The following is a 25,717-nucleotide window of genomic DNA, read 5'->3' on the forward strand; positions in this document are numbered from 1 at the left end:
AAGACGCTTTCCATCCAGCTTGACGACGCGGGACTTGAAGACGACGCGCGCTGCCGGAAGTCGGCGAAGCGGTCGCGCCAGCAAGCACGCGGCCGACGCCAGCACCGCGCCCGATCCGGTTATCGTTACAGGCGCCCGTACGCCTGCGTTAGCCCCGCGCCGCCACGCGCGAGATCGGCCGTTGGCAAGACCTGATGCGGATATTTTGGCGCGAGAGGAGCCGGTTGCATGCATCATTCCGAGCTCGGTTTAAGGTCGTCGTCGCGCATCGACGCCCGGTTTGAGATCGATTCATTCAAGTTTGGCAGCTCAGCCGGTCCGCGGAAATCGGCGCCATCGCACCTCGATTCGAACATGCGCTGGCTGGCGCCATGGCGAGACCCATAGCGGCCAGCCACATCCAACGGATGTGCAGACAACCGCTTTGGCGCCGAACAGACTGGAATGGCGCCATAGCCTTATTCTTTTCGTGACTTTTCGAAATCAGCGGATCACAGGCTCGCCATGGAAGCGGCGGCGCGATGGAGGAGAAACGCCGAAGCCGACTTCCATCATCAGCCGTGGCCTGCGGGCCGGCACGGTGCCCATATGGAATCCGAACGGATCCTCGACGAAACCGAGACCGGCCTCCCCGGTCAGCGTGACCGGGCTCTGCTCACCGTAGACGTCCAGAACCTCTTGCGCGGGATGGCCGACGAGAAGCGTAAGCTGGTGCTTGAGGGCGCGGCGGTTATGACTGCCTCGGACATAGACATGGGGGCCGGTGCCCTCGTCGACGGGCATCAGGTAGAAGAAGAACTTCAGCATCCGCCAGTCGTCGAGGTCGAAGTGGTATTTGCCAAGCGAAGCCAGGTTCTTGTCGGCGTCGGAGGCTTGGTCGGTCGGGAAACTCCACCAGACACGCGTGGTGATCAACTTCGCCTGGCCGCCGAGATAGTGCGCGGCGATATCCATGAGCAGCGGATCGTTCTGGATAGCGAGTGCCGCCTTGCAGCCCAGAATGCGCTCGAAATAGTGGCCGCTGAGCAACGGACGGCCAAACCGGACCTCAGCCTCCGCATGCTCCGTCGGCATGAATTCGAGGCGGCGGTCGAAATTGCCGAAGCAAGGTGTGCACCTGGCGAATGCAGCTACATCTTCAGAGACCATTGTTGGCAAGACGAGACCGGAAAAAAGCCCATCCGACCGCAGAGCATCGACAACATCCTGGCGATTGACGCCAGCAAACATCGTGTCCTGGGCTTTCTGCGACACTCGAACAGGCTTTGCACCACGCCAGTGCATTCTCCGTGCCGGCATGGTGCGGGCGAGCATGAACATCGGCAGCCACGCCGGATTCTCTCGAAAAGCCGAGAGATAGGTCGGGATACGCACAGCGATGCGATGGAGCATGCTGCCGTTTCGCGCGATCGCCTCAAGGCTTGCAGCGCCGGCTTTGTCGGGGTGCGTATCGGTCATCAGGGTCCTCGGGGTATGAATGCACTATCAACGAAGCCTTGGTTCTCAGTGCTTCGTCCGTATTACCCAAACCCAATTCCCGCAGCGGAAAGACTAACCGCGCGTCAGGTTTTGTGCAATGCACAATAAGCCCGTCATGGGCGGATGCGGACAGATCCCTGTGTGTTTTGGAATAAGCCAAAATACTGGGCTGTCACCACAATTACACCAGGAACTGTCTGTAGCCGCCGCCCATCAGGTAGCGGCCACTTTGGACGGCGCGACGCACCTGATCGCGAAGATGGCTGCCCGGATGAGACCAATCTTCTTCGACACGCCGTCTCCCGAACAGGGCAATGGCGATCTCCTGGGATGCTCCGGCAAGCGAACCATCCAAAGCCTGGAGAACTACGCAGACGCCCTCTGCGGGGTTCCGGCGGAAGGCAAGCGGCTGCCAGGCGGCCGCAACCATTGATGTTATTCAGAAACTACGGGCAGCGACATGGAACTTCAGGTGCCGCGGCGGCACGATTGCGTCGACATATAGCCGCAACGGGCGGAGAACGGAGGCACCGGAAACGGCGATCTGCAGACTCCGACAGTCCTCCCTCAGCAGCACGAGCTGCACGCCGGCAGGTGTCAGCAGGATGTCCTTGCCGCATGGGAGCGGAGAAAGATCAAGCGGTTCAAAATAGTGGTCGAGCCCAACCGGCTCCGCGGCCGCTCGTAGAATACGAGCGCAGTCGCGCGGATCCCAAAAAGAACCTTGCCGACGTGGCGTCCGATTGTGACGCTTCCGCGAAAAAGGAGGAAGCGATCTCAACGCTAGGAGGCGGCCTGTGCGCCGTGTCTTCCTTGAGGATGATGTTCAATTGAACGAGTTTCACCGCCGTGTGAGAGCTGATCGCAGGCCTTTAAGAGATTGAGGAATCTCGTGCTTTCTTCGCCTAAGGGGCAGATTTTGTTGGAGACCAATGAACTTCGGCGTTTGGCGCAAGTGGTGCTTACTAGACTAAGACTAGGGCTGCGAATCTGGACGTATCTGATCTCCCCGCGCCCCGGCATTGACGCTTTTTTCCGCAGTTTGTCAGTGCTGGGAAAGTTGGACAACCTATGATGCTCGAAGTGGGCTTGGATAGCTGCCTTTGCCGTTCTCGACTCCGGCCAAGAGGGATCTTTCGCAGGGCGCGTTGATCGGCTTAGCGACCGTCCGGCGTGCGCAGGCCGATCCACTTGTCCTTGACCGCGTTGTAATGGTCTTCAGGCTTGTACTTTGTCACGTTCAGGCCAAGGCGCTCGACCGACAGACGGCCGGTCGCCTGTAGGATGGCATAGCTCGCTACCACCACGTCGTGCTCGGCGCTGGCAAGATCGATCTTGCCGGTGATGAGGTCGTTCTGGGCGTTCAACACGTCGAGCGTAGTGCGCTGGCCGACATTGCGCTCCTCGATGACGCCGTTCAAGGCAAGTTGCGCGGCCGCGATCGCCTGCCGGTTGGCCGCGACGCTCTGCTGGGCGGCGGTATAAGCGGTCCATGCCGCGGTCACGGCTTGGCGCACCTGGTCGCGGCTGACGTCGACCTTGATCCTAGCCTGGCTGAGCGATTCCTTGGACTGGCGCACCAGTGCTGAAGTGCGGCCACCAGAATAAATGGGGACGGTCAGCGTCGCCCCGATGCTGGCCGAATTGGTTGTGCCTTCCGTTCCCGAGGTGATCACACCGGGCACGGTGTTGCGATAAGCGCTCGAGACGCCGGCGCTTGCGGAAAGCTGGGGCAGCAGCGCGCCTTCGGCCGATTTCACTGAAAACGCCGCCGCGTCAACCAGAAGCTGGGTGGCGAGGATGGCCGGATGCTCGGCTGATGTGATCGCGATTGCCGCATCGAGGCTCGACGGCAGCAATTTTGCCACCGGCGCCGCCGGCCTGAGCTTCCCCGGCTCGCCCCCGACGATCTGACGATAGGTTGCCGCACTTGCCAGCGCCCGCGCGCGGGCGGCACTCAACTTCGCCACTGCGTTGGCGCGCTGGGCATCGGCCTGCGCGACGTCGGTGCGCGTGCCTTCCCCAACCTCGAAGCTCGAACGCGCAGCACGCGCCTGTTCGGCCAGGAACTGTAGGTTCTGCTCCGTCAGCACGGCAACTTGCCGGTCGCGAATTACGTTCATATAGGCCTGAGCCGCGTTGAACAGGGTGTCTTGTTCGGCGTTGCGTAAGCTCTCGACCGAAGCGCCGACCTTCGCTTCGGCAGCCGCGACATTGTTCCTGGTCTGAAAACCGTCGAACAGGGTCTGATCGATTTCGACGCCGAAGTTGCCTTGGGTTAGGCGCACGCTCCGGTTCGAGCCGTTAAGGTGGCTGCTGGAATACTCGATGTCCGCGGAGCCGTTGATGGTCGGACGCCAGCCCGACTTGGCGATGGCCACGCCCTCGTCCGTGACGCGTGTGCCGGCGCGGGTCGAATTCAGCGAAGAATTGTTCTGATAGGCCTTAGATAGGGTTCCGAAGATAGTCTCTGCCGACGCCGTTAACGGTGGGAGGATGGTAGCAGAGCAAAAAATAATGGCAAAAATGCTGTTGCGTACAGTCGGCACAAACATATCCCTCATTTTATTTCGTCATGGCAACTGCGCCGCATCGGCGCTCGCGATTAACAGCCGACACGACGTCTGAGGGCCCTTCAGGCCCTATGCTTGCGCATAGAGAGAGCCTCCGGAGCGACCCTTTTCATTCCGGTCATTCTGCGTAAAATCGATTGTTTTGATGGAAACCCATCTACATGATGGATATCAACGGAACCAACCGCAAGCTGGAGGCATAGCGGTACAGCGGATCGGCGATCGCAATAAAGTTCACTATCCGAGAGACCGTCATTCGCCTCCGACGGCGGGACTGGTTCGAGAACCAAGGTCGCCAAAATCGCCGAGCGCATTGCCGCCCGCTGGGCCGATTTTCGCAAGATGCCGCAAATGCCTTCAAGCGGGACGGGACAAAGCACGGCAACGCCGCACGGTTTCATGCGCAACGACGATACGCCGCAGGTCTTGCCGACTGGTGTCGCGGTCTTCCCCCGCTGGAATCGGGCCAATCTTGCCGACAAGGCGCGCAAGGTCGGTATCCCGGTGTGGCGCATCGGAGGCGGCAGCGCTTAGCCTTGGCCTTGCACTAAGTGCCGCCGCCAAGAATCTGCGAGCTTCTGCTGGCGATCAGCCAGGTGCGGGACGCTTCGGCGTAAGTTCACGCTTTGCTGCCCTTCGTGAGCCCAATTCACCATCTGGTCGCCTCCGTGCGGGGTGTGTTTCCGCCATCGAAGGACAAAGCCGCTGGTGATGCAGCCTGTAGACGTTTACAGCTATCGCGGTGGAAGGGATCAGAACTCGCCTGACCGGAGGCAGCCAGCCGTGCGACGGCCTGGTTGACCGTTCCCACGCCGAGCTTTGCTTTGGCGTTTTCAGATGGAAGGTCAGGTGCGCTTTGAGACGCCGAGGATCTGGCTGACGTCCCAAGGCGACTTGCCGCGCGCCGTCCATTTCAGGCATTCGAACTCTCGCGGGTTGAGCGTTGCGCCATCCACCACGTGATCGTTGGCGAGCCTGCGCCGCACATGGATATGAAAGTTGATCGCCACCAGCTGCGATGCCTTTTCATAACGTGGCAGTGACCGCAAAGAGGCGGACGCGACTCGTCGGAAGCAAAGGTCAGCGCCTGCAAACCGGCCGCGATGAGGTGCTGTCACATTGATTGAGGGGTAAGGAAATTGAGGTAGCAGCGCGCCCATGACCGTGAGTGCACCGACCTACAAGAACCACCGCTATCCGATCGAAATCGTGGCCCGTGCTGTCTGGCTCTACTTCCGCTTCAATCTGAGCCTGCGCGATGTCGAGGAAATGCTGCTCGATCGCGGGATCGTCGTTTCCTACGAGACCATCCGCCGATGGTGCCGAAAGCACGGCCCTGATTATGCGCGCCGCATACGCCGCAAGTCGCCGACGAAAGATGATGTCTGGCACCTGGATGAAGTCGCGGTGCGCATCAACGGTCAGAAATGCTGGTTGTGGAGAGCGGTTGATCAGGACGGATATGTGCTCGACGAGATTGTCCAGACGCGCCGCAACACCAAGGGCGCCAGGCGCCTGCTGACGCGACTTCTGAAGAACCAGGGTCTGCCGCCAAAGCGTATGATCACCGACAAATTGCGCTCCTACGGGGCGGCCAAACGCCAGCTCATGCCGAACCTGGAACACCGCTCGCATAAAGGCTTGAACAACCGGGCGGAGAATTCTCATCTGCCGCTCCGAAAACGGGAACGAACGCGACAGGGTTTCCGGTCGGTCGGCTCATTGCAGCATTTCGTGTCGATCTTCTCCGCCGTCCGAAATCTCTTCGTCCCCTCCCAGACCAACCGCTCGGCAGCACAAATTCGAACCCATCGACGCCAGGCAATGGCCGCGTGGGAAGCCGTGAGTGCACGGCCTGCCTGAAAAGCGCGGTGTCGGCCTCACGCGGCCACATTTCAAACAACGTGACAACGCCCTATCGGGTTGAGAGACAGGCGCGGGACGAAAAACCGGACAGCGGTGAAACGCAGGCCGACTGCATTCGCCGCTTTCGCCAGAAACACAGCGTCCCCATCCTCAATGCTCTCAAGGAATGGCTCGACGAAATCGCCCCGAAGGTCTTGCCCGACAGCAAGCTCGGCGATGCCGTATCCTACACCCTGAACCAGTGGGAGTATCTGACGCGCTACACCGAAGATGGCAGGATGCCGATCGACAATAATCTTCTGGAGCGTGACATCAGAATTTTTGCAACGACCGATTCATACTGCACCTCCTCCTCAAACGTCTGGAAACAGGGACTTTTGGTTTTCCATTTTGATGCGACACGGGCCCCTGTGACGCGGAAACTGGGTTACTTGATCCTTTTCCAGGTCAGTGGCTCGTATTTGGTGCGGCGCATCCGGAACAACCTGCTCGGTAGGGAGCACGCCCTCCTTGATCAGTCGACGGACACGATGGGCTGTAACTCCAAGCTTTTTGGCAGCTTCGGTCAGCGTGAGCCATTCGCCATTCTTTTCGGCGGATCGGTAGCCGTGGATTTTATGGACCGTGCGCAGTGCCCCGACACGGCGCGCCGTCCAGGTTTTGCCTTGTCCGGTCTGCATTCCCATCCGGTTGAGAGTGGCGGCAATGTTTGCGTCGGACCAGCGGGTAGCCATAGACCGCATGACGGCAAGGGCTGCCTCCGGAGTACTCTGGCCATGTTCGCCCGCTTTGGGTTTGCGAATACGCAGCTGGGAGTGTTGCCCACCCCTCCAGTGGATCGTCAAAATGACTTCACGTTGTTCTTCATCGACGTCAGCGATGATATCAGACACGAGGGTGCGAAGGAGCTGCTGACGACAACGCATATCGACGTCAGGTGCGCGCCAGGCAGCCTCCAGGTCGGTGGCAATGCCAGCAAAATCGGGAACTGGGGTGACAAGATCGATTTGTCGCGCTTGGGCCAAACCCGCTTCACAGGCTTCCACGCGCCTGAGCGTTGCCTCCCAGCTCTTCTCAAGTTGGGCAGCGATCAGCCGGTTGTCGGGGTCGCAAGCGGCATAGCGACGTTCAGCGAGAGATGCCTCGTATCGGGCTTGCTGCAAGTCCAGCTCCACCATACGGTGTCGTTCTTCCAGATTATCCCGATGCGCACGGTCAGCTTCCATTGCGGCCTCGATCGCCATTGGCGTCACGGCCCTCAATATCTCTTTGCCGATGGCAGGGTCGATGCGAGATGCGCCAAAAGTCATGCATCGTGGCTTGGCCAGCATCTGGTTGATACGTTCGCAGCGGTAATAGGGATGACCCGGAGGCCGGCCCGAATAGACAACGCCCAACCGCCTTCCACATCGGCCGCACGTGAGCAGGCCCGCAAGCAGCGCCCGGCCGCCACGACCCGACTTGATGCCGCCTTTCTGTCCAAAGGCATTGACGGCGATATGGCTCTGGTTCCTCTCAAACTCACTCCAATCGATATAGCCTTCATGATGATCCTGGAGCAGCACTTCCCACGTTCCAAAGGGCTTGTCGTGGCCGTAGCTTTTGCGAGCCCTGCCATCGACAATCTCCGTTCGCTTCTCGCTTTTACCATAGACGTAGACCCCGGCGTAGAATGGGTTCTTCAGGATCGAAATAACACTTCGATAGCGAACCGGCACCCAGTCGAAGGACACCGTTTTGCGCCCGTCAGAAGGACGGGGAAAATGGAAATTATCAGCCGTCAGCGAAATCAGCACCTGACGGGCGCTGCCAAGCTCGCGGAAGCGCGAAAAGATGAGGCGGATCGCCTGCTGTACCCGAAGATCAGGATCAAGCCCCAGACCGTATTCACGATGCCAGATATAGCCGATCGGAACACTGAGGCGCAGTTCCCCCCGCCGCGCTTTGGCGCGAGCCGCGTCAAGCATGCGCGTTCGCAAAATGCCGAGCTCAAACTCGCTGATACTGCCCTTCATGCCCAACAACAATCGATCGTTCGGCCGACAGGGATCGTACACCCCGTCGAGATCTATGACGCGCGCTTCAACCAGGCCGCACAGTTCCAGGAGATGGTGCCAATCCCGACCATTGCGAGAAAGGCGCGATGCGTCGAGACAGAGCACTGCGCCAATTTTGCCCGTGCACAGGCCGCTGACCAGTCGTTCGAAACCAGGGCGGTCTACAGCACCGCTGGCGGTACGACCAAGGTCATCGTCGATCACATCGACGTCACGGAAACCCCAGCGGCGCGCGACATCGACAAGTTCATATTGTCGCCGCTGACTCTCCAGGTTGTTCTGGACCTGACCGGGGGTCGACTGTCGAACGTAGACCACAGCTTTGCGCTTCAGCACCGTGGCTGGAAGGAGATCATTGCCCATCATCGCTCGTCTCCTTCGTCGCGACGCCGGCCGCGGCCATCAGGAGGGTCGCCAGCCTGGCGACAACAACGCTTCGTTCCGCGTCGCTCAGGCCTCGCATCTGCGGCGTATCGAGCGGCATGCTCAGCTGCTGGGTCAGCAGCGGTAGCGACGAGGGTCGTGGTAGTGCCTTCATGGCGCGCCTCCTGGATGGCCGTGAGTCCATCCGTCGAAGTCTGCCTGAAACCGCGCTCGGTAAGCAGTCTATGAAGCTCTGCAAGCCCAACCACCGCAACGCGCGGTTCGCCCATCTCCATGTCGGCGCAAAACGCCCGATCCAGCATCCACTCCGCCACCTGGATGATCTCACCCGGCCTGATCTCTACCCGGATGATCGCGCCATTGGCCCGGTCCTCGCGACCTTCATGCCGAAAACGACCGCCGTAATATGGATGCCAGCGATAATGAAACTCTACCATCTGCCCGACATGGGCAGAATGACCCTGCGATGGCCACTGGCCGAAAAAGTTGGTTGTTCAGCGACACCGTCGAAGGAGCCAAGGCCAGCGCTCTCATCTGCAGCCTGATGTTGACCTGTCGGGCCTGCGGCGTCGAGCCCTTAGCGTGGTTGCGCCGCGTCCTCACCGAATTGCCTCAGCGCGCCGAAGACGCCGATATCACCGATCTTCTGCCCTTCAACTTCCCCAAAACCGCCGCAGCCTGATCCGACATCATGCGTCCGTCTGAAGGCGATCGGGCATCGCAAGAGACGTCAACGTGCGTGGAAATGAGCGTTTACCCTTGAACCAGACGACAACATGCAGCCCGGCATCGGCGCCCTCAATAGCGATCCTGTGTCCGAACCCGTGTCGGAGGGATGTTCAGCAGAGTCTCTCGGCACTCACCATTCAGCGGCGCACGCGGCGCACTGACTTCCATAGGCGCCGCCCTCGATAAGAGAGGCCAGTGCTTGCTGCTCGGTCATCCGAGAAGGCCTGTCCAACAGCTGTTTGGCTATCGCGAAGACCTTCAGCAAATCCGGCGGCAACGCGAGATAGCCGATGCGCAACATGGGTAAGAGCGTCTTGAAATCGTACCCAGATAAATGACATTGCTGCCGCGCTCCAGACTATGCAGTGGGGGCACCGGATTGATGTCGTAGCGGTACTCGCTGTCGTAATCATCCGTCTATCACATAGGCGTCGTTGCGCCGCGCCCAGTCCAGTAGCTGATGCCGGCGCGAGATCGGCATAACGCCGCCCAGCGGGAACTAATGTGAGGCGTGACATAGGCCAGCCGCGCCTCGAAGCTTGCCAGTTGATCCGTCTCAAGACCATCACCATCGAGAGCAATCGGGATCGGCGATGCACCTGTGCTGGCGAAGATTTGACGCGCCGTCCTGTAGCACGGGTTCTCCACGAAGAATCGGTCGGCTGGATCAAGCAGCAGGCGCGCGCAAAAATCCAGTCCGATCTGCTCAAAGGTCGCAGCTCAACGTTCGGGTGCGCCAAAGATAGCCCTGCAATGCCTGGCGCAATCCTTGCGATCCGCGCGGATCGCACTCAGTTCGATCGCCAGATTGCGGGATGACGGCAACGAACTGTCGATTTCATCGACACGGCCAAGTATCTGATCGCTGAGCTGGTAGATCTGGCGCCGTCGACGAGGACCTCCTCCGCCTCTCGGTCTCGGTAAGGCAGCGCAGGACTCGGTGCCTTTCGAACGTCGTTGTTGACATGCACTTTGAGCCCGTCCTGGATCAGATTAGCAGGCGAAAAACGAGCTCGACCAATTGAGCAAATTCGGGTTGGCGCGCGGTCGCGCAGCCGCCGCTTCACCTGGCCTGGCCTTTCCGGCACCACCGCCGATCGTGTTCCCTCAGACCAGCAAGTGCCGACGCCCAGACCCGTGCCCATGAGCTCTCAGATTGCGCGTCGGCGAAGAATAGGCTGTCGCTCGGATCTGCGATTCAGCGTTATTACAGCCCCAGCTTCCTCTTCAGTTCCGTGTTCTCCTTGCGCAGGCGTTCCGCGAGTAGGCTCTTCAGTCGCTTGTTTTCTTCCTCGAGCGCGACCAGGTCCTTCAGATTGTCACCATCCGATGCAGGCGCCGCAGCCTTCTTCCATTGGTAGTAGGTCTGTTCCGAGATGCCGGCCTGCTTTACGGCGTTCTTGTGAGTGGCGCCGCCACTGATAGACTTCTCGATCTGCGCGAGCTTCTGGGCGCGATCCCTTTCAGAGTAGATCTTCCGCCTGGTCGGCACGGCCGCTGCTGGTGCTTCCTCCGTCTGAGACGCCGTATTGGCGCCATTCTTCCGAGCAGGCAGCTTAGGCTCAGCCTTCGCCTTCCGCGACCGTGGGGCTTTCTTCTTTTTAGGCGTCTCCACTTTGGCTGCCGGTTCCGTTGCAGTTTTTACTGATTCAGCGTCCAGGGGATTTGCCATGAGGTGCTCCGCTCGCGGTATGTGCATGTGTTCAGCATCAAGCGCTACGACACTAGAGTCAACAAGGCGACGATTTGGCAACTCCATCTCCTTGAGTTCCCTTGTTGTCTCGGCCATTGCTGCGGAGAGATCGACATCGCTCCAGAGGGAACGACCCCGTTTTTGAGAACTGCGCTTCTGTCTGATCTCCACAGTGAACGGTCGAGTCTGCCGCCTCATAGTTTCTTCCTTGTTAGACACGAATTGTGCAGGAAGTCGCGGCGGACGACGGTTGAACGTCTGGCGCTACCTCTGTCGCCCCGAGCTATATGGATCCGACCGCCCGAGCAAGCCTGCTGACGACACACACCCTGAACAGACCGGTCCCTATGAGCAGGCAGGCTACTCCATCTCGGGTCGTGTCCCATCAGGTTCTCTTGTCTTATGACTTTCCAAGCCGTTTGGTCCAGTAAGAGATGCCCGATCCGGGGTGGCCACTCCGGATCGGGCGGGAGGGGATGGATCGAAGTTGTCTAGGTCGTTGAGGACCGTCGATTAGTGTGATCACCCCTTTCTTTTCCATCAGGCCTGAACGGAAACCGGGGCTTTGGGCCCGGATGACAAGAATAGGATAGCGGAAAAGATGAGTTACACCCTACCACAAACCATCGGCATCGATATCTCAAAAGCAACACTCGATGCTCATGCCTATCCTGCAGGCAGCAACCAGCAGTTTGCCAATACTGCCAGTGGCCATAAAGCCTTAATTGCATGGCTTGGACAATGGTCAGTCGAGCGCGTGGCATATGAGGCGACTGGTGCTTACCACCGGGAACTCGAGCAAGCTCTGGCTGATCTGCCTTGCGTCAAGCTCAATCCCGCTCGTGCGCGGCGCTTTGCCCAAGCAGCTGGAACCCTGGCCAAGACCGACCGGATCGATGCAGTGATGCTGGCCCGCATGGCTAGCACAATGCAGCCACCCGTGCGCCCGGCTATGAACCCCGAACAGGCAAGGTTGGCCGAACTGATCAGCGCCCGCGATGGTCTGATGCGCGACAGAACCGCGCTTAAAAACCAGGAGAAAAACCTGACGATTCCGCTTCTAAAGCGTCAGCACAAGCAACGCCTCAATCAGATCGATCAGCATATAACCGCTCTCGATGCCGAGCTCGCAACAAGCATTGCGGCCGATCCCCAGCTTGCCCGTCGGCATGAAATTATCTCCAGCATAGCTGGCCTCGGCCCACGCACTGCCAACCAGTTGGTCGCCACTATGCCAGAGCTCGGATCACTTGATAACAAACAGGCCGCATCCCTGGCAGGACTCGCTCCCGTCGCCCGCCAATCAGGACAGTGGAAAGGCAGAAGCTTCATCCAGGGTGGAAGGGCCAACGTTAGACGCGCACTCTACATGCCCGCTCTCGTCGCTGCCCGCTTTAACCCCGACCTCAGGGAAAAATATCAGCACCTCATTGCATCGGGAAAGCCCGCCAAAGTCGCCATCGTCGCGGTTATGCGCAAGCTTCTCGTCACCGCCAATGCGCTCGTCAAAGCCGATCGCATGTGGGTCGAAAAACATGCTTGATCACAACGGAAACTAATCGCCTTTGTCAACGGGCTCCTTTCTCCTCGGTGATGCAGCGCGTGCCGGGCTCAGGGTTCTCTCCGGGGTCGATCGCAAGGATCGACGCATGTTTGCGTTGGAACGGGTGGGTCGAAGTGGTGTTCGCGGTTCCGTTGGACCGCATGCGTGGGAGCGACCTCATCCGTGCAGCGTCCCGGCAAGGACGCATCTCGGGAATTGGAGTTGTTAGGGAATCGAAAGCTCCTCCTCAGGCTGCAGCAGCAGAGTGGAGGAACGGCTCGTTCGTCTTCCACATGGCGTGGAGGATAACGGCGAGCTTGCACGCCACCGCGATCTTCGCCTTCTTGAAGCCTGCGCCCTTGGCGGCTAGTCTTGATAGACCGGAATGCCGAGCTACCGGAGCATATCAAAGCCATTGCCCGCTCCGACCGAATATGTGCGGCGATGTGACGATCCAATTCTTGCGCGTCCGAGTTCTTCGCGCTCACACTCGCGCAGGCGCCAACGATCATCAAGGATCTCGCCACGTGACTGCGATCTGGCGCGATGTTGCCAAGGCGGTGGCCGCCCGATCGGTAGATGAACCCGAGGCGAGCGCGCCTTGATGCGTGATGATCTCAAGAGGGCATTGGCGCTGTAGGCCTCCTCCGCTATTTCGGACCACCAGGGGCCAATCCCGGCTCGGCTGCTGCTAACGTTGATATCAAAATCTTGATGATGGGCACCGACACTGACCGTTCAGGAGGGTGGCCATCCCTCGTCTGAGTCGCTCACCATTCCATCATCTTGAATAAGGTGTCGCTATCCGATGCTGGCCTCCGCCCGCCAGCATTTACACCCTCGTGAATTCCAATTTGATTCTGCTCAACCGCAGCATGCCCTAAATCGCCACCTGCGTCCCGATCTCGACGACACGTCCGGTCGGGATCTGAAAATACTCCGTTGCGTCGGCCGCCGTGCGCGCCAGTCCGATGAACAGCTTGTCCTGCCAAACCGGCATGCCGGAATTGGGCGAAGCCTTGAGCGAGCGCCGCGACAGGAAGAACGATGTCGTCATGATGTCGAACTTCCAGCCCTGCTTGCGGCAGATCGCCAGCGCGCGCGGGATGTTGGGCTGCTCCATGTAGCCGAACGTCAACGTCACTCGCATGAACAGCTCGTTGACCGTTTCCATCGTGACGCGCTCGCTGTCGGGCACGACAGGCTGAGGTGCCGTCACCACCGAAAGGATGACGTTCTGCTCATGCAGCGCCTTGTAGTGCTTCAGGCTGTGCATCAGCGCGGTCGGTGCACTGAGCGGGTCGCTGGTCAGGAACACGGCGGTGCCGGACACCAGCTGCGGCTTCTTCTTCAAGAGATTGCCGGCAAGGAAATCGAGCGGGATCTCGTTGCGACGGGTCTTGTCAAACAGATAGCGGCTGCCCCTCAACCACGTCCACATAGCCAGCACAATGGTGAAGGCCGCGGCCAGCGAAGCCCAGCCGCCCTCGAACACCTTGACGATGTTGGAGGCAAAGAAGCCGACATCGATGAAGCCGAACAGCGCCGTCAGCGAGACTGCCAGCCACAGCTGCCATTTCCAGATGCGCGTCATGACGACATAGAGCAGCACCGTCGTCACCAGCATGTTGCCGGTAACCGAAATACCATAGGCCGACGCCAGCTTGCTGGACTCACCGAAACCGACGACCAGCATCATCACCACCAGCGCCAGCAAGAGGTTGACGCGCGGCATATAGATCTGGCCGGACTGCCTTTCCGATGTGTGCAGGATTTCCAGGCGCGGCAGCATGTTGAGCTGCACCGCCTGCCTGGTCAGCGAAAAGGCGCCAGAGATGACCGCCTGGCTGGCGATCACCGTCGCGGCCGTTGCCAGCACGACCATCGGGATCAGCGTCCAGCCCTCGTTCATCTCGAAGAACGGATGGCCGACCACGCCGTTCTTTGCCAGCACGAAGGCGCCTTGCCCGGCATAATTGAGCAGCAGGCAGGGAAACACGATCGCCAGCCAGGCGAGCACGATCGGCTTGCGGCCGAAATGGCCTAGATCGGCATAGAGCGCTTCGGCGCCGGTGACCGCGAGGAAGATGGCGCCGATGGTAACGAAGGCGACGTCGGGCGAATTAATCAGAAAGGCGACGATGTAGTGTGGGCTCACCGCCCACAGGATTTCAGGATCGGCGATGATGTGGTTGAGACCGGAAAGGCCAATGGCCAGGAACCATACTGCGGTCACCGGGCCGAACACCACCCCACCCCGCCCGTGCCAAAGCGCTGCACCGCAAACACCATGGTGCGGGTTTCACAAAGTTCGGGACACAGATTTCAGTAAGTCGCGGCCAAGGATTTCAGTAAGTACGGGACATCCGTTTCAGTAAGTCGCGGACAAGCTGATGACGGGTTTAGAGATCGATTTTCGTAAGCGCCAATCTGGCATTTTGCCCTCGCATTTTAAGCGAGGACATAATGCCGAGACGGAAGCAAGCGAGACATACGAGCGTGAAGGACATCCGATCGATATTGCGGCTGACGTTTGAGCAGGAGCTTCCTGTGCGCGCCGTTTCGGACCGTTTGAAGATCAGCAAGACATCGGTTTCAACGTATCTGCTGCGAGCGCGGGAAGCTGGCCTTGCGGTTTGGCCGCTGCCCGCTGGGCTGGATGATGATGAGATACTGGAACAGCGGCTATTTCGTCGGATGGGACGGCCGCCGCGCGAGACCGCTGAGCCGGACTGGCCGAAGATGGCGAGCGAGCTGAAGCGCAAGGGGGTGACACTCAATCTGTTGTGGCAGGAATACCGTGAGACCCATCCGGACGGCTATGGTTACACTTGGTTTTGTGGCCGATTCGCTGAATTCGAGAGCCGCGTCAAGCCAACCTATCGCAGTCGTCACGTTGCTGGTGTTGCGATGGAATGCGACTATGCCGGGCACACGATCCCCGTCATCGATCCGTCGACAGGAGAGATCCGCGCGGCGCAGATTTACGTTGCGGTGCTGAGCGCGTCGCAATTGACGTTCTCTTATGCGAGCTTCAGCCAGAAGCTGCCGGATTGGATTGAAGCCAACCAACGGGCTTTCAGCTACTTCGGCGGGGTAACGAAGACAACGATCTGCGATAATCTCAGGTCGGCCGTCGCCAAGGCTCTGTGGTTCGAGCCGACGATCAACGCGACATTTGCCGCTTTTGCCGAGCATTACGACACAACAGTGCTTCCAGCACGGCCGAAACGTCCGCGGGATAAACCCTCCGCCGAAGGCTCGGTTTTAATCGTGGAGAGGTGGGTCCTGGCCAGGCTGAGAAACGAACGCTTCTTCAGCCTTGCCGATCTCAATGCTCGGATCAGCACTTTGATCGAAGACCTGAACGGCCGCATCATGCGCCGCTACGGCAAGTCCCGGCGCGATTTGTTTGATGAGATCGAGCGTGCGCAACTCAAACCACTGCCGGCAACACCGTTTGAATATGCCGAGTGGAAAGCGGCCAAGGTCCATCCTGACTATCATGTCGAGGTCGACAAAAGCTTCTATTCCGTGCCGCACGGCCTGATCGGCAAACGGGTCGATGTGAGGCTGACGTATCGGGTGGTCGAGATCTTCCACGACCATAAACGTGTTGCCAGTCACATCCGAAGCTCGCAGCGCTCAGGCCACATCACCGTCAATGAGCATATGCCGAAGTCGCACCAGCGCTATGCCAACACGACGCCTCACACATTGAGGATGGAAGCGGCAAAAGTCGGCAGCAACACAGCGATCTTTATCGAGCGTCTGCTGAGTGATCGCCCACATCCGGAACAAGGGTATCGGTCCGCACAGGGCATCCTTTCCCTGGCGCGACGCTACAAATCCGACCGCCTGGAAATGGCGTGTGAGCGGGCGCTGATCATCAATGCTCTCAGCTATTCGTCCGTCGCCAACATTCTCAAATCGGGTCTCGACCAAGCCCCGCCTATGAGTGAGGCCGTCAAGCCGGCACCGCCGCACGGCAACATCCGCGGCAAAACCTACTATCAATGAGAAAGGATACCAGATGCTGACCCATCCAATGCTTGATCAAATGCACACGCTCGGTCTTGCCGGAATGGCTGCCGCCTATCGCCAGCTTGGCGAGCAGAGCCATGGAAGCGACCTCAGCTTCGACGAACGGCTCGGCCTGATGCTCGATCGCGAGATCGCACTGAGAACAGACAAGCGGCTGACCAATCGATTGGCAACGGCAAAGCTGCGGTTTGCCAATGCTTCGATCGAAGACATCGACTTCAGCACCCACCGCGGTCTTGATCGCCGCAACGTCTTATCCCTAGCGCAAGGAGCATGGCTGAAGGCAAACGAGAACTTGATTCTGACAGGCCAAACGGGCACCGGAAAGACTTGGATCGCCTGCGCCTTCGCTCGACAGGCGGCCCGTCTCGACTATTCCGTGCTCTACGTCAGAATGCCACGCCTGTTCGAAGACCTGGCACTGGCGAGGCTAGACGGGCGCTTCCCGCGCCTCATCGACAAGCTGGCCCGTGTTCAGTTGCTGGTGCTCGACGATTGGGGAACGCATACGCTGAGTGACAGACAAAGGCTCGATCTTCTGGAAATCTTCGAGGAGCGTTACCGGCGCAAATCGACCCTGATTACCGCTCAAATTCCCGTGGCCGCATGGCATGAAATGATCGGAGAGGCCACTTTAGCCGATGCGATCCTGGACCGTATCGTTCACAACGCCCACCGCATAACCCTCGAGGGCGATAGCATGCGAAAGCAGAAAACAGCGACGCTCTTGACCGGCGACGAAATAACCGAAATCAATCGCTCCTGACAGAAACAAGGCAACCGGAATCGATCCCCTTCCCTTGTCCGCGACTTTGCGAAACGCTTGGCCGCGACATACCGAAATCGCTGTCCCAATTTAGTGAAATCCGCAACCATGGCAAGGATGACCAGCGTCAGCGGCACGACATAAGGCTGGAAGGTCGGCGTGACGACATTCATGCCCTCGACCGCCGACAGCACCGAAATCGCCGGCGTGATGACGGCGTCACCGAAAAACAGCGATGCCCCGACGATGCCGATGCCGAGCATCAGCGCCGAGCGCTTCGGAAAACTGCCCTGCGCCAGCGCCATCAGCGACAGCACGCCGCCCTCGCCGCGGTTGTCGGCGCGCAGCACGAACATGATATATTTGATGGTGACGATGATCGTCAGAGACCAGATGATCAGCGACAGAACGCCGAGAATATCGCCGCGCTGGGCGACATTGCCGCCCGACGACGCCACCAGCGCCTCGCGAAAGGCGTAGATCGGGCTGGTACCGATATCCCCATAGACGACACCGAGCGCGCCCAGCATCAGAACCTTGGTGCTGTGCTGCTCGACTTCCGAATGGCTCGATTGTTCGACGGGTTCTGCCTCACTACCAGTATTGGTAAGGGCCATGGACGACACTCCGATAAGCGCGCGGTCCTCTACGCTTGCTGCACTGCAATATCAAGTGCCGTCGCGTAATGACTCCGTTCTGGCATTGCCAGTCTTCCGCTTGGCAGACTCATCAACCTCGAAGAGAGCGTGAGATCATTGTGAGACCATACTAAAGCTGCGGCTAGGACGCGCTCACCATGCTGTCTTGGCGGGCACGTTGTCGTCAGGTTCTCGACAGCTTCCCTATGTCAGATCCAAGCCCAGCTTCAAACGGGCTTGTATTGCTGAAAGTGAGAACGGATGGATTTCACCTCGACCAAGCGGGTGCGCGGACAATCGAACAGGACCGGCCTGCAAGAGAGCTCACGTGCGGCTCCGTCCGCAGGTGCGGCGGCATTTGAGCGGCAACTGAGCGAGATCGCCAATTCAGGTGGAGGTGGTGGAGCAATGCCGGCCGGCTCGGCGCCGCAGACGGCTCAGTCAACTCGATCCAGAAGGCTCAACAAGCGCCCTCTTCATCCCGAGGATGCTCTGCTTATTTCGGGGTTTGAGGAGGCCCTCATCAAGAGCAACGCCGCCGAGGGCACTGCCAGGACCTATGTAGGTACTCTTCTCAGCTTTGGCCGCTGGCTCTTCGCAAACAACAAAGATCCCATTAAGGATCGACTCGACAAGCAGTCATTGGCCGATAATGCGCGCGAGTTCATCGGAAAGGGCGATCCCGTGAGACTCCTTACGGCAATAGGTCATCTCCGGACCTCGCAGTCGACGGGGAGCGTCTTGCCGATCGCAGGCCGCGCTAAGTTGACTCCATATCCTCAAGACGCGGCTCTCATCGAAGAGTATAAAAACGAAGCCCCGACACATAGTAGCAGGAGGAATGGAACTGCTCTTAGGAGCTTCAGTGACTACCTGCGTCAAAACAACAAGAAGGGCATTTCTGGTCGGCTTTCCGACGGGGCGTTGGATGGAGATGTCAAGGGCTATAAAAAGAACGCCGATGATCAGAGCATCGGCGCCGCACTCGCCCATCTCCGAAAATCGCACGCCGGCGCTAAAGCGATGGCGCTCGAGCGCCATATTCCCTCCGTTCCTGATCCCGAGGACGCGGCGCTGATGGAGCCGAGGCGGGTCGGCGAGGCGATTGCGCAGCACAGCGCGTCGCCCGAAGCTGGCATTTGGCCAAAGGAGCTTCCTGCGGCAGCCCACGATCAGGATGTGCGTTTGGAGCTGATTGATGAACCCGGCCCGTCGTCTTCAGCGCCGCAGCCGGCTCAGTCAGTTCGGCTTCGCAAACAGCCTCTCTATCCCCAGGATGCTCCGCTTATTTTGGGGCTTAAGGGCGCCCTCCTCAAGGGCAATGCCTCTGAGCACACCGGCAAGAATACCGTACGGTCTCTTCTCAGCTTTGGCCGCTGGCTCTTCGCAAACAACAAAGATCCCATTAAGGATCGGCTGGACAAGCAGTCGCTGACCGATGATGCGCGCGAGTTCATCGGAAAGGGCGATCCCGCGAGACTCCTTACGGCGATAGGTCATCTCCGGACCGCGCAGTCGACGGGCGGAATCGTGCCGATCCCAGGCCGCGCTGAGTTGACTCCTTATCCGGAGGACGCGGCTCTCATCAGGAAGTACAGAGACGAAGCAGCGATACAGACCGGCAAAAGGAATGCGACTGCTCTTAGGAGCTTCAGTGACTACCTGCGTCAAAACAACAAGAAAGGCATTGCTGGTCGGCTTTTCGGCGGGGCGTTGGATGGAGATGTCAAGGGCTATAAGGAGGACGCCGATGGTGATCGGATCATCGATGCCGCACTGGATCATCTCCGAAAATCGGAGGCCGGCGTTAAAGCGATGGAGCGCGAGCGCCACATTCCCCTCGTTCCTGATCCCGAGGACGCGGCACTGATGGAGCCGAGGCGGGTCGGCGAGGCGATTGCGCAGCACAGCGCGTCGCAGGAAGCTGGCAGTTGGCCAAATGAGCGTGCTGCGGCAGCCCACGATGAGGATGTGCGTTTGGGGCTGAGGGACGAACAGGGCCCGTCGTCTTCGGGGCCGCAGCCGGCTAAGTCAGCTCGGCTTCGAAGGAACCAGCCTCTTTATCCCCAGGATGCTCCGCTTATTTCGGGCCTCAGGGAAGCCCTCATCAAGGGCAACGCCTCCGAGCACACCGCCAACGACTATGTAGGTTCTCTTCTCAGCTTTGGCCGCTGGCTCTTCGCAAACAACAAAGATCCCATTAAGGATCGGCTCGACCACGGGTCGCTGACCGAGGATGCGCGCGAGTTCATCGGAAAGCGTAATCCCAAGACACTCCTTCCGGCAATAAATCATCTCCGGACCTCGCAGTCGACGGGCGGAATCGTGCCGATCGCAGGCCGCGCTGAGTTGACACCGCATCCGGAGGACGCGGCTCTCATCGCCGCTCTCATCAAAGAGTACAGAGCCAAAGCAGCGATAAAGACCGGCAAAAGGAATGCAACTGCTCTCAGGAGCTTCAGTGACTACCTGCGTCAAAACAATAAGAAGGGCATTGCTGGTCGGCTTTCCCGCAAGGCGTTGAATGGAGATGTCAAGAGCTATAGGAAGGACGCCGGTGGTGATCCAAGGATCGGTTCCGCACTGAATTATCTGCGACAATCGGACACCGGCGCTAAAGCGATTGAGCGCGAGCGCCACATTCCTCTCGTTCCTGATCCCGAGAACGCGGGATTGATCGAGCCGACGCGGGTCGGCGACGCCGCTGCGCAGCGCAGCGCGTCGCAGGAAGCTTTCAGTTGGCCAAAGGAGGTTGCTGCGGCAGCCCACGATCAGGATGTGCGGTTGGAGCTGATGGACGAACCCGGGCTGTCGTCTTCGGCACCGCAGCCGGCTCAGTCAGCTCGGCTTCGCAGGAAGCAGCAGCCTCGGCCGCAGCCGCCTCTCTATCCCCAGGATGCTTCTCTTATTTTGGGCCTTGAGCAGGCTCTCATCAATGGTGGTGTCGCCGAACTCACCGTCAAGAATAATGTAAGTATTCTTCGCCGGTTTGGTGGCTGGCTCTTCGCAAATCACAAACCGAGCCTTGTTGCTCGGCTCGACAGCAAGTCGCTGAGCGATGGCGGTGAGGTGCTCGAGTTCATCGGAAAGGGTGATCCCAGGAAACTCGTTGCGGCAATAGGTCATCTCCGGACCTTGCGGTCGACGGGCGTCGTGCCGATCGCAGGCCGCGCTAAGCTGAATCCTCCCCCCCAGAACGTGACGCTCATCAACTCCGAAAACGCGGCACCGATGGAGCGGAGGCGGGTCGGCGACGCCGCTGCGCGGCACAGCGCGTCGCACCGGGCTGGCAGTTTGGCAAAAGAGCTTCCTGCGAAAGCGCACGATCAGGATATGCGTTTGGGGCTGATGGACGCACCTGGCCCGTCGTCATTTCTAGAGCCCGCCGCGCGCCATGACCAGGCACCGAATCCCGGAGAGTCCAATCACCAGCGGTCCCGGAACGAGCTGATGGGTGCACCTGCCTGGAGCAACCTCCTGCCAAGCGAGGAGGCCTTCATCGACGATGAGCATGACACAGCTGGGTTGAGGCCAGCGAAGAGGCAGAGGACCCTGGACGTTCCGCAAGGCCTTGCTGCAGAGCCGCAGCTGAACGGGATCGCTAATTCAGGCGGTCGCCTGCTGACGCCGGGCCCCACCCATCAACTGGGTGCATCGCCATGGGAGGCACGGCCGATGATGCAGGGGAGCGGGTACGAAGACGCCGCGGCGCCGCATGCGGTCGCGACGGCCGTCGGGGACGCCGCTGCGCAGCAGGGACCTGCTATTTGGCCATTGGTCCGCCCGGAAGGTTACGATCAGGATCTGATGGTTGAAGACGGCCCACCATGGTCCGGGGTTCCCCCTGAGCTGGCGCAGGACATAATCCAAGCTGGACGGCAGGAACCTGCCAGGTCCACGTCAACCTGGTCGCTGCAGATGCCGCTCAACATTGATTGGAGTATGTGGCCAGCGTCGGAAGCAGCGCCAGTGCACTATGTCAGGGCTCGCTCAGACGCCTACGGCGATTTTGAGGCAGCGGTTAATCCCAATCCGCCCGGGCCAGTACCGGGTCATCACCAGGGCGCTCGACAGCCCGGCTCGCCGCTGGCGCTTTCTCCGCTGCCGGCCTCCTCGGACGACGAAGCTATGGCGTGGTTGAGCGAGGAGTTGGAGCGGCGGCAGATGCTCCGCGAGACGGAGTGGCAGCCCATGATGCAAGGGACAGGGTCCGCCGCCGTCTTCAGGCCGGGAGGGCCCGATGACGTTCAGCTCATCCATCGCGGGCAACTTTCGCCGATGAGTGAAGCTGCGCCAGCGGCAGCGCCACCGGCAAGAACTACCCAACCCGCCTCGCCAGCAACCGCTAGGCTGCCAGAAACCTACCGCGGTCTTCCAGTGGTTGATCTGACGAGGCCAACCACCACCTCCTCCGATGCCCAGATCGGGGCGTCGCATCCGACAGCCTCTTCCAATGTCCCCGTGGGGTCGGTGCTTGGCGCCGACGAGTGGCTGAGCACCGACCATATCCAGAGGGATTACGATTTGCTGGAGGAGCGGCTGCGGGGGATCGATCCGAGGCTCGCCGGCCAGACGCAGTTGGTGGATCCCCTCATAGCCAATGGTCCCCTGCGCTTGCGCGGTTTCAGCGAAATCGATAGGGAATACGCATTGCACCGCATTGTCTATGATCAGGATGGCAACGACACAGCCGATTTCCTGTTCCTGCCCGTGAACAATGCCACTGAGCATAGCCTCGGCACCCATTGGTCGCTGCTGCTGGTCCCCGTGGGTCGGTCAAAATCCCCCGGGTATGGTCACTTGAAACTCCCCCACCTGATGGTCACCGGCAGCGCTACTGAACAGCGGTAGCCGGGTAAGGCAGGACGTTTATTTTCATCCCCTTTCATACAGCGAGGGGACCGGGAGTTGTACGTCTTGAAGGCACATCTGCAAAGCACCGTACTAACATTACTTGATCGCAACACCAGCCAGCGCGAGATTCAAAGGCTGACGGGTGTCGATCGCAAGACGATTCGGCGGTACCGAGCGCAACGGGCTGCTACGGAGGCAAATTCCCCCGGGGAAGTGACCACCGGCTCGGCAAGCGCGGAGGACCGAATTCCTCCACCCCGACCTGGCTTCTGGGGTGTCGGGAGCGACGGTCACCAGCAGCCTGGCCCGCTCGGCCTGCGAAGTGCATCGGGCGTGGATCGAAGAACAGGTCCGCCTGAAGCGAAATGCACAGGCGATTTACCAGGACCTGGTCGATCAGTTTGGCTTTCCGTCCAGCTATCAAAGCGTCAAGCGGTTTGTGCGCACGTTGCGAGAAAGCGATCCCAAGCAGTTTGATCGTCTTGAGTTCCTCCCCGGCGAGGAGGCTCAGGTCGACTATGGCGAGGGCGCGCTGACGATCGATCCCAAGAGCGGCCGGTACCGTCGCCCCCGCCTGTTCGTGATGACGCTGCGCTATTCGCGGCGCAGCTTCCGGCGGGTGGTCTGGCAATCCAGCCAGCAAGTCTGGGCGCAGCTTCACGAAGAAGCGTTTCGGTATTTTGGCGGGGTGGTCAGCTATGTGGTGCTCGACAACCTTAAGGAAGGCGTCCTCAAGCCCGATCTGTACGAGCCCGAGCTCAATCCGATCTACAGTGCGATGCTGGCTCATTACGGCGTCGTCGCCGATCCGGCCCGCGTGGCGGACCCCAATCGAAAGGGGAGCGTCGAGAATGCGATTCAACATACCCAGGGGACCGCGCTGGCCGGACGGCGCTTCGAGACGCTGGAAGCCCAGAACGAGTTCTTGAGGCACTGGGAGGAGAACTGGGCTTCCAAGCGCATCCACGGCAGCACTCGCCGTCAGGTCGAGGCCATGTTCCAGGAAGAGAAGCCGCACCTGCGGCCGCTGCCTGTCGCACCCTTCCGCATCTTCACTGAAGTCGTTCGGACCGTCTGCGACGACACCACCGTACGCGTCGACAGCAGCTATTACGCCGCGCGGCCCGCGGCCATCGGCAGTCTGGTCGTCGTGCGCATCTACACTTCCACGATCGAGATCCGTGATCGCCACACCCATGCGCTGCTGCGGATTCATCCCCGGATGACGCACCCCGGTTCTGTCGTCCTGCCGATCAACGAACGGCCGTTCAATCCGTCACGGCAAACCGCCGTGCTGCTGGCGAACGCCGGTCGCATCGGCCCACAAACCAAGGCCCTGTGCCAACACATGTTCGATGCCGAGGGACGCCCCGGACAGCGCGCGATGTGGGGCATTGTCGGGCTGAGCCGGAAGTATCCGACACGGATGGTCGAGCAGGCCTGTGCTCATGCCATCAGCAACCGCATCTACCGTTACAAGCACGTACGCGCGACTGTCGAGCGGCTGTTTGAGCAGGCGCTCCAACAGGTTGAAGAAGTCCCACAGCCGGCATCGCAGCTCACCCAGGATCATCCACTGATCCGCGCCCCCGCGGAATATGGCGACCTCTTCAGCCGTGCTGTGCGGCACGATGCCGGCAACAATGGCCGGCAGGCCGGGGCTGACGACGACCGCGCCTCTCCACCCCGCACTCGTGGCGCCTGCGCAACCCCGACCAGCTTCGCCGCCACGAGCGCTCCCGCTACCCCTTCTCACCTCAAACTGGAGACCCAACCCCATGATGACCATACCCGAAATTGAACGCTGCCTGCGACAGCTGCGCCTGTCGGGCGTCCGCGACACGCTGCAGACGCGCGTGCTGCAGGCGCAGGGCGCAAACCAACCCTTCCTCGAGACCTTCTCCCTGATCCTGCAGGACGAACTGGATCGTCGCCAATCCCGCCTTATCGAGCGGCGATATCAGCAATCCGGGCTCGATGAAAAACTGACGCTCGCCGAATTCGACTGGTCCTTCAATCCCAAATTGCCGCGCCAAACTTGCTTCCAGCTCCACACCTTGGCCTTCGTCGCCGCCGGCGAGAACGCGATGCTGGTTGGCAAACCGGGCACCGGGAAATCCCACATCGCCAAGGCGATTGCCTATCAGGCGATCCTGCACAGCCACAAGGTCCAGTATCTCGAGACCGATGACTTCTTCCACCGCCACGCTCTGAACGCCCCCGCGCAACGCGAGGCCCGGATGCGAACAATCATCGACTGCGATCTCCTCGTGCTCGACGATCTGTTCCTCGCACGCGCCATCCCCGACGACGCCGGCGCATGGCTGCAGACCCTGATCCATCAGCGCTACAAACTGCGCCGCAGCGTCATCGTCACCTCCAATCGGGTCGTGCAGGACTGGGGGACATATCTGCGAGACAACACCATGAGCACGACGATACTCGATCGGCTGATGCATCATTGCCATCTGCTTGAGTTCGATGGACGCAGCTATCGCCTCAAAGAGGCCGCTGAAGCCCTTGCTCGGGAAACAAAGTCAAACTAACAAGTCCACTTCTGTCCTGTCTTGCGGGTGGGGGATTTTGACTGACCCTACCCGGGGGAATTTGAAGTGACCCGCGGGGTGGTTGATCGCAGCAACCGGGAAAGGCCGGTCGCCTATCACTACGACTCCCTCCAGCGAGAGGGATACAACGACGCGCCTGCAAGACAGCTCGCAGGGCTGCTGAACGCCACCTTGGCGCCAGCCCGCATGGCCAGACAGCCGAACCGTTATGATTGCGGCGTCTTTGTGGTGGACGGCACGCGGGCGCTGGTTCAACGACTGGTGGACGGGCAGCGGCCGGACCACGAGCCGCTGCACCTCGACAACCTCGTCGCCGATCGGCAGGCGCTGCAAGACCGGCTGAGCTTGCCGCCGGAGCTCCGGCCGCTGTTGGCATTCGAGCCAGCGGAAATCTGGCGACTGTTGGATGATGAGCCTGCCTCCCCTTCGCCGCCAATTAGTTCGACCTCACATGCGCGAACGGACGGTGTTCATCAGCCGACCCAGGCGCCGTGGCTCCCTGAACGCAAAAGATAACTATTAAC

14 protein-coding genes and 7 pseudogenes are annotated in these 25,717 nt (G+C 60.0%); 11 read left to right on the plus strand and 10 right to left on the minus strand.

The window, feature by feature from the left end; all coding sequences use genetic code 11:
- Positions 1–483: 483 nt before the first annotated feature.
- The 3 genes from AC0V8S_RS38060 to AC0V8S_RS38070 form a co-directional block, all read right to left on the minus strand.
- Positions 484–1,458, minus strand: a complete 975-nt coding sequence (locus tag AC0V8S_RS38060) for a hypothetical protein (protein WP_475438854.1) — start codon at positions 1,456–1,458, stop codon at positions 484–486.
- 202 nt (positions 1,459–1,660) lie between these two features.
- The gene (locus tag AC0V8S_RS38065; RefSeq protein ID WP_475438855.1) at positions 1,661–1,909 is read right to left on the minus strand and encodes a DUF2285 domain-containing protein; all 249 of its coding nucleotides are present in this window, start codon (positions 1,907–1,909) and stop codon (positions 1,661–1,663) included.
- 727 nt (positions 1,910–2,636) lie between these two features.
- Positions 2,637–4,028 (minus strand): TolC family outer membrane protein, encoded by a 1,392-nt coding sequence (locus AC0V8S_RS38070; RefSeq protein WP_475438856.1) that lies wholly within the window; start codon positions 4,026–4,028, stop codon positions 2,637–2,639.
- Positions 4,029–4,349: 321 nt separating this feature from the next.
- On the opposite strand from AC0V8S_RS38070, the pseudogene AC0V8S_RS38075 reads away from it, so the two are divergent.
- Positions 4,350–4,586, plus strand: a pseudogene (locus AC0V8S_RS38075) (hypothetical protein); the annotation flags it as partial.
- A 311-nt stretch (positions 4,587–4,897) separates the two neighbouring features.
- Here AC0V8S_RS38075 and AC0V8S_RS38080 read toward each other — a convergent pair.
- Positions 4,898–5,062, minus strand: coding sequence for a helix-turn-helix transcriptional regulator (locus AC0V8S_RS38080; RefSeq protein WP_258580847.1), 165 nt, complete (start codon positions 5,060–5,062; stop codon positions 4,898–4,900).
- Positions 5,063–5,210: 148 nt separating this feature from the next.
- Between AC0V8S_RS38080 and AC0V8S_RS38085 the strand changes: the two genes are divergently transcribed.
- Entirely contained in the window at positions 5,211–5,915 is a 705-nt protein-coding gene (locus AC0V8S_RS38085) for an IS6 family transposase (RefSeq protein ID WP_475438857.1), read from the plus strand.
- Positions 5,916–5,968: 53 nt separating this feature from the next.
- Positions 5,969–6,247 (plus strand): annotated as a pseudogene (locus AC0V8S_RS38090) (IS66 family transposase); the annotation flags it as partial.
- A gap of 24 nt (positions 6,248–6,271) precedes the next feature.
- On the opposite strand, the gene AC0V8S_RS38095 reads toward AC0V8S_RS38090, so the two are convergent.
- On the minus strand, positions 6,272–8,341 hold the full coding sequence (locus tag AC0V8S_RS38095) for a recombinase family protein (RefSeq protein WP_475438858.1): 2,070 nt from the start codon (positions 8,339–8,341) through the stop codon (positions 6,272–6,274).
- Complete coding sequence (locus tag AC0V8S_RS38100) at positions 8,328–8,513, minus strand: hypothetical protein (RefSeq protein WP_475438859.1); 186 nt, start codon at positions 8,511–8,513, stop codon at positions 8,328–8,330. Before AC0V8S_RS38100 ends, AC0V8S_RS38095 begins: the two co-directional genes overlap by 14 nt.
- A 315-nt stretch (positions 8,514–8,828) precedes the next feature.
- Between AC0V8S_RS38100 and AC0V8S_RS38105 the strand changes: the two are divergent.
- Positions 8,829–9,041 (plus strand): annotated as a pseudogene (locus AC0V8S_RS38105) (transposase domain-containing protein); the annotation flags it as partial.
- 79 nt (positions 9,042–9,120) lie between these two features.
- Here the strand turns inward: AC0V8S_RS38105 and AC0V8S_RS38110 are convergent.
- Both AC0V8S_RS38110 and AC0V8S_RS38115 read right to left on the minus strand, forming a co-directional pair.
- A pseudogene (locus AC0V8S_RS38110) lies at positions 9,121–9,875 on the minus strand (aminotransferase-like domain-containing protein); the annotation flags it as partial.
- Between the two features lie 420 nt (positions 9,876–10,295).
- Positions 10,296–10,760 (minus strand): transposase, encoded by a 465-nt coding sequence (locus AC0V8S_RS38115; protein ID WP_258580850.1) that lies wholly within the window; start codon positions 10,758–10,760, stop codon positions 10,296–10,298.
- A gap of 622 nt (positions 10,761–11,382) precedes the next feature.
- On the opposite strand from AC0V8S_RS38115, the gene AC0V8S_RS38120 reads away from it, so the two are divergent.
- Positions 11,383–12,324: an IS110 family RNA-guided transposase gene (locus tag AC0V8S_RS38120; RefSeq protein ID WP_475438860.1), complete on the plus strand. Its 942-nt coding sequence runs from the start codon at positions 11,383–11,385 to the stop codon at positions 12,322–12,324.
- An 880-nt stretch (positions 12,325–13,204) separates the two neighbouring features.
- Here the strand turns inward: AC0V8S_RS38120 and AC0V8S_RS38125 are convergent.
- Positions 13,205–14,613, minus strand: a pseudogene (locus AC0V8S_RS38125) (potassium transporter Kup); the annotation flags it as partial.
- A 177-nt stretch (positions 14,614–14,790) separates the two neighbouring features.
- Here AC0V8S_RS38125 and istA (AC0V8S_RS38130) point away from each other — a divergent pair.
- The gene (gene istA / locus AC0V8S_RS38130) at positions 14,791–16,344 is read left to right on the plus strand and encodes an IS21 family transposase (protein ID WP_475434991.1); all 1,554 of its coding nucleotides are present in this window, start codon (positions 14,791–14,793) and stop codon (positions 16,342–16,344) included.
- 13 nt (positions 16,345–16,357) lie between these two features.
- The gene (gene istB / locus AC0V8S_RS38135; protein ID WP_475434993.1) at positions 16,358–17,134 is read left to right on the plus strand and encodes an IS21-like element helper ATPase IstB; all 777 of its coding nucleotides are present in this window, start codon (positions 16,358–16,360) and stop codon (positions 17,132–17,134) included.
- A gap of 83 nt (positions 17,135–17,217) precedes the next feature.
- Here istB (AC0V8S_RS38135) and AC0V8S_RS38140 read toward each other — a convergent pair.
- Positions 17,218–17,751 (minus strand): annotated as a pseudogene (locus AC0V8S_RS38140) (KUP/HAK/KT family potassium transporter); the annotation flags it as partial.
- 282 nt (positions 17,752–18,033) lie between these two features.
- Between AC0V8S_RS38140 and AC0V8S_RS38145 the strand changes: the two are divergent.
- The 4 genes and pseudogenes from AC0V8S_RS38145 to AC0V8S_RS38160 all read left to right on the plus strand — a co-directional run bounded on the left by AC0V8S_RS38145 (position 18,034) and on the right by AC0V8S_RS38160 (position 25,709).
- Entirely contained in the window at positions 18,034–22,623 is a 4,590-nt protein-coding gene (locus AC0V8S_RS38145; RefSeq protein WP_475438861.1) for a Ulp1 family isopeptidase, read from the plus strand.
- Between the two features lie 57 nt (positions 22,624–22,680).
- Positions 22,681–24,427: pseudogene (gene istA / locus AC0V8S_RS38150) on the plus strand (IS21 family transposase).
- A complete protein-coding gene (istB, locus tag AC0V8S_RS38155) occupies positions 24,405–25,172 on the plus strand; it encodes an IS21-like element helper ATPase IstB (RefSeq protein ID WP_183455162.1) in 768 nt (255 codons plus the stop codon). The pseudogene istA (AC0V8S_RS38150) and the gene istB (AC0V8S_RS38155) overlap by 23 nt, the downstream one beginning before the upstream one ends.
- A gap of 66 nt (positions 25,173–25,238) precedes the next feature.
- Complete coding sequence (locus AC0V8S_RS38160; RefSeq protein WP_475438862.1) at positions 25,239–25,709, plus strand: hypothetical protein; 471 nt, start codon at positions 25,239–25,241, stop codon at positions 25,707–25,709.
- Positions 25,710–25,717: the final 8 nt, after the last annotated feature.

It is taken from the genome of Mesorhizobium oxytropidicola (genome assembly GCF_056174625.1).

Excerpts from the sequence above, each read along its gene's own strand:
- AC0V8S_RS38065 (WP_475438855.1), bottom strand. The coding sequence starts at position 1,909 with ATGGTTGCGGCCGCCTGGCAGCCGCTTGCCTTCCGCCGGAACCCCGCA.
- AC0V8S_RS38100 (WP_475438859.1), bottom strand. The coding sequence starts at position 8,513 with ATGAAGGCACTACCACGACCCTCGTCGCTACCGCTGCTGACCCAGCAG.
- AC0V8S_RS38060 (WP_475438854.1), bottom strand. The coding sequence starts at position 1,458 with ATGACCGATACGCACCCCGACAAAGCCGGCGCTGCAAGCCTTGAGGCG.
- AC0V8S_RS38115 (WP_258580850.1), bottom strand. The coding sequence starts at position 10,760 with ATGGCAAATCCCCTGGACGCTGAATCAGTAAAAACTGCAACGGAACCG.
- istA (WP_475434991.1), top strand. The coding sequence starts at position 14,791 with ATGCCGAGACGGAAGCAAGCGAGACATACGAGCGTGAAGGACATCCGA.
- istB (WP_475434993.1), top strand. The coding sequence starts at position 16,358 with ATGCTGACCCATCCAATGCTTGATCAAATGCACACGCTCGGTCTTGCC.
- AC0V8S_RS38145 (WP_475438861.1), top strand. The coding sequence starts at position 18,034 with ATGGATTTCACCTCGACCAAGCGGGTGCGCGGACAATCGAACAGGACC.
- istB (WP_183455162.1), top strand. The coding sequence starts at position 24,405 with ATGATGACCATACCCGAAATTGAACGCTGCCTGCGACAGCTGCGCCTG.
- AC0V8S_RS38120 (WP_475438860.1), top strand. The coding sequence starts at position 11,383 with ATGAGTTACACCCTACCACAAACCATCGGCATCGATATCTCAAAAGCA.
- AC0V8S_RS38085 (WP_475438857.1), top strand. The coding sequence starts at position 5,211 with ATGACCGTGAGTGCACCGACCTACAAGAACCACCGCTATCCGATCGAA.
- AC0V8S_RS38095 (WP_475438858.1), bottom strand. The coding sequence starts at position 8,341 with ATGATGGGCAATGATCTCCTTCCAGCCACGGTGCTGAAGCGCAAAGCT.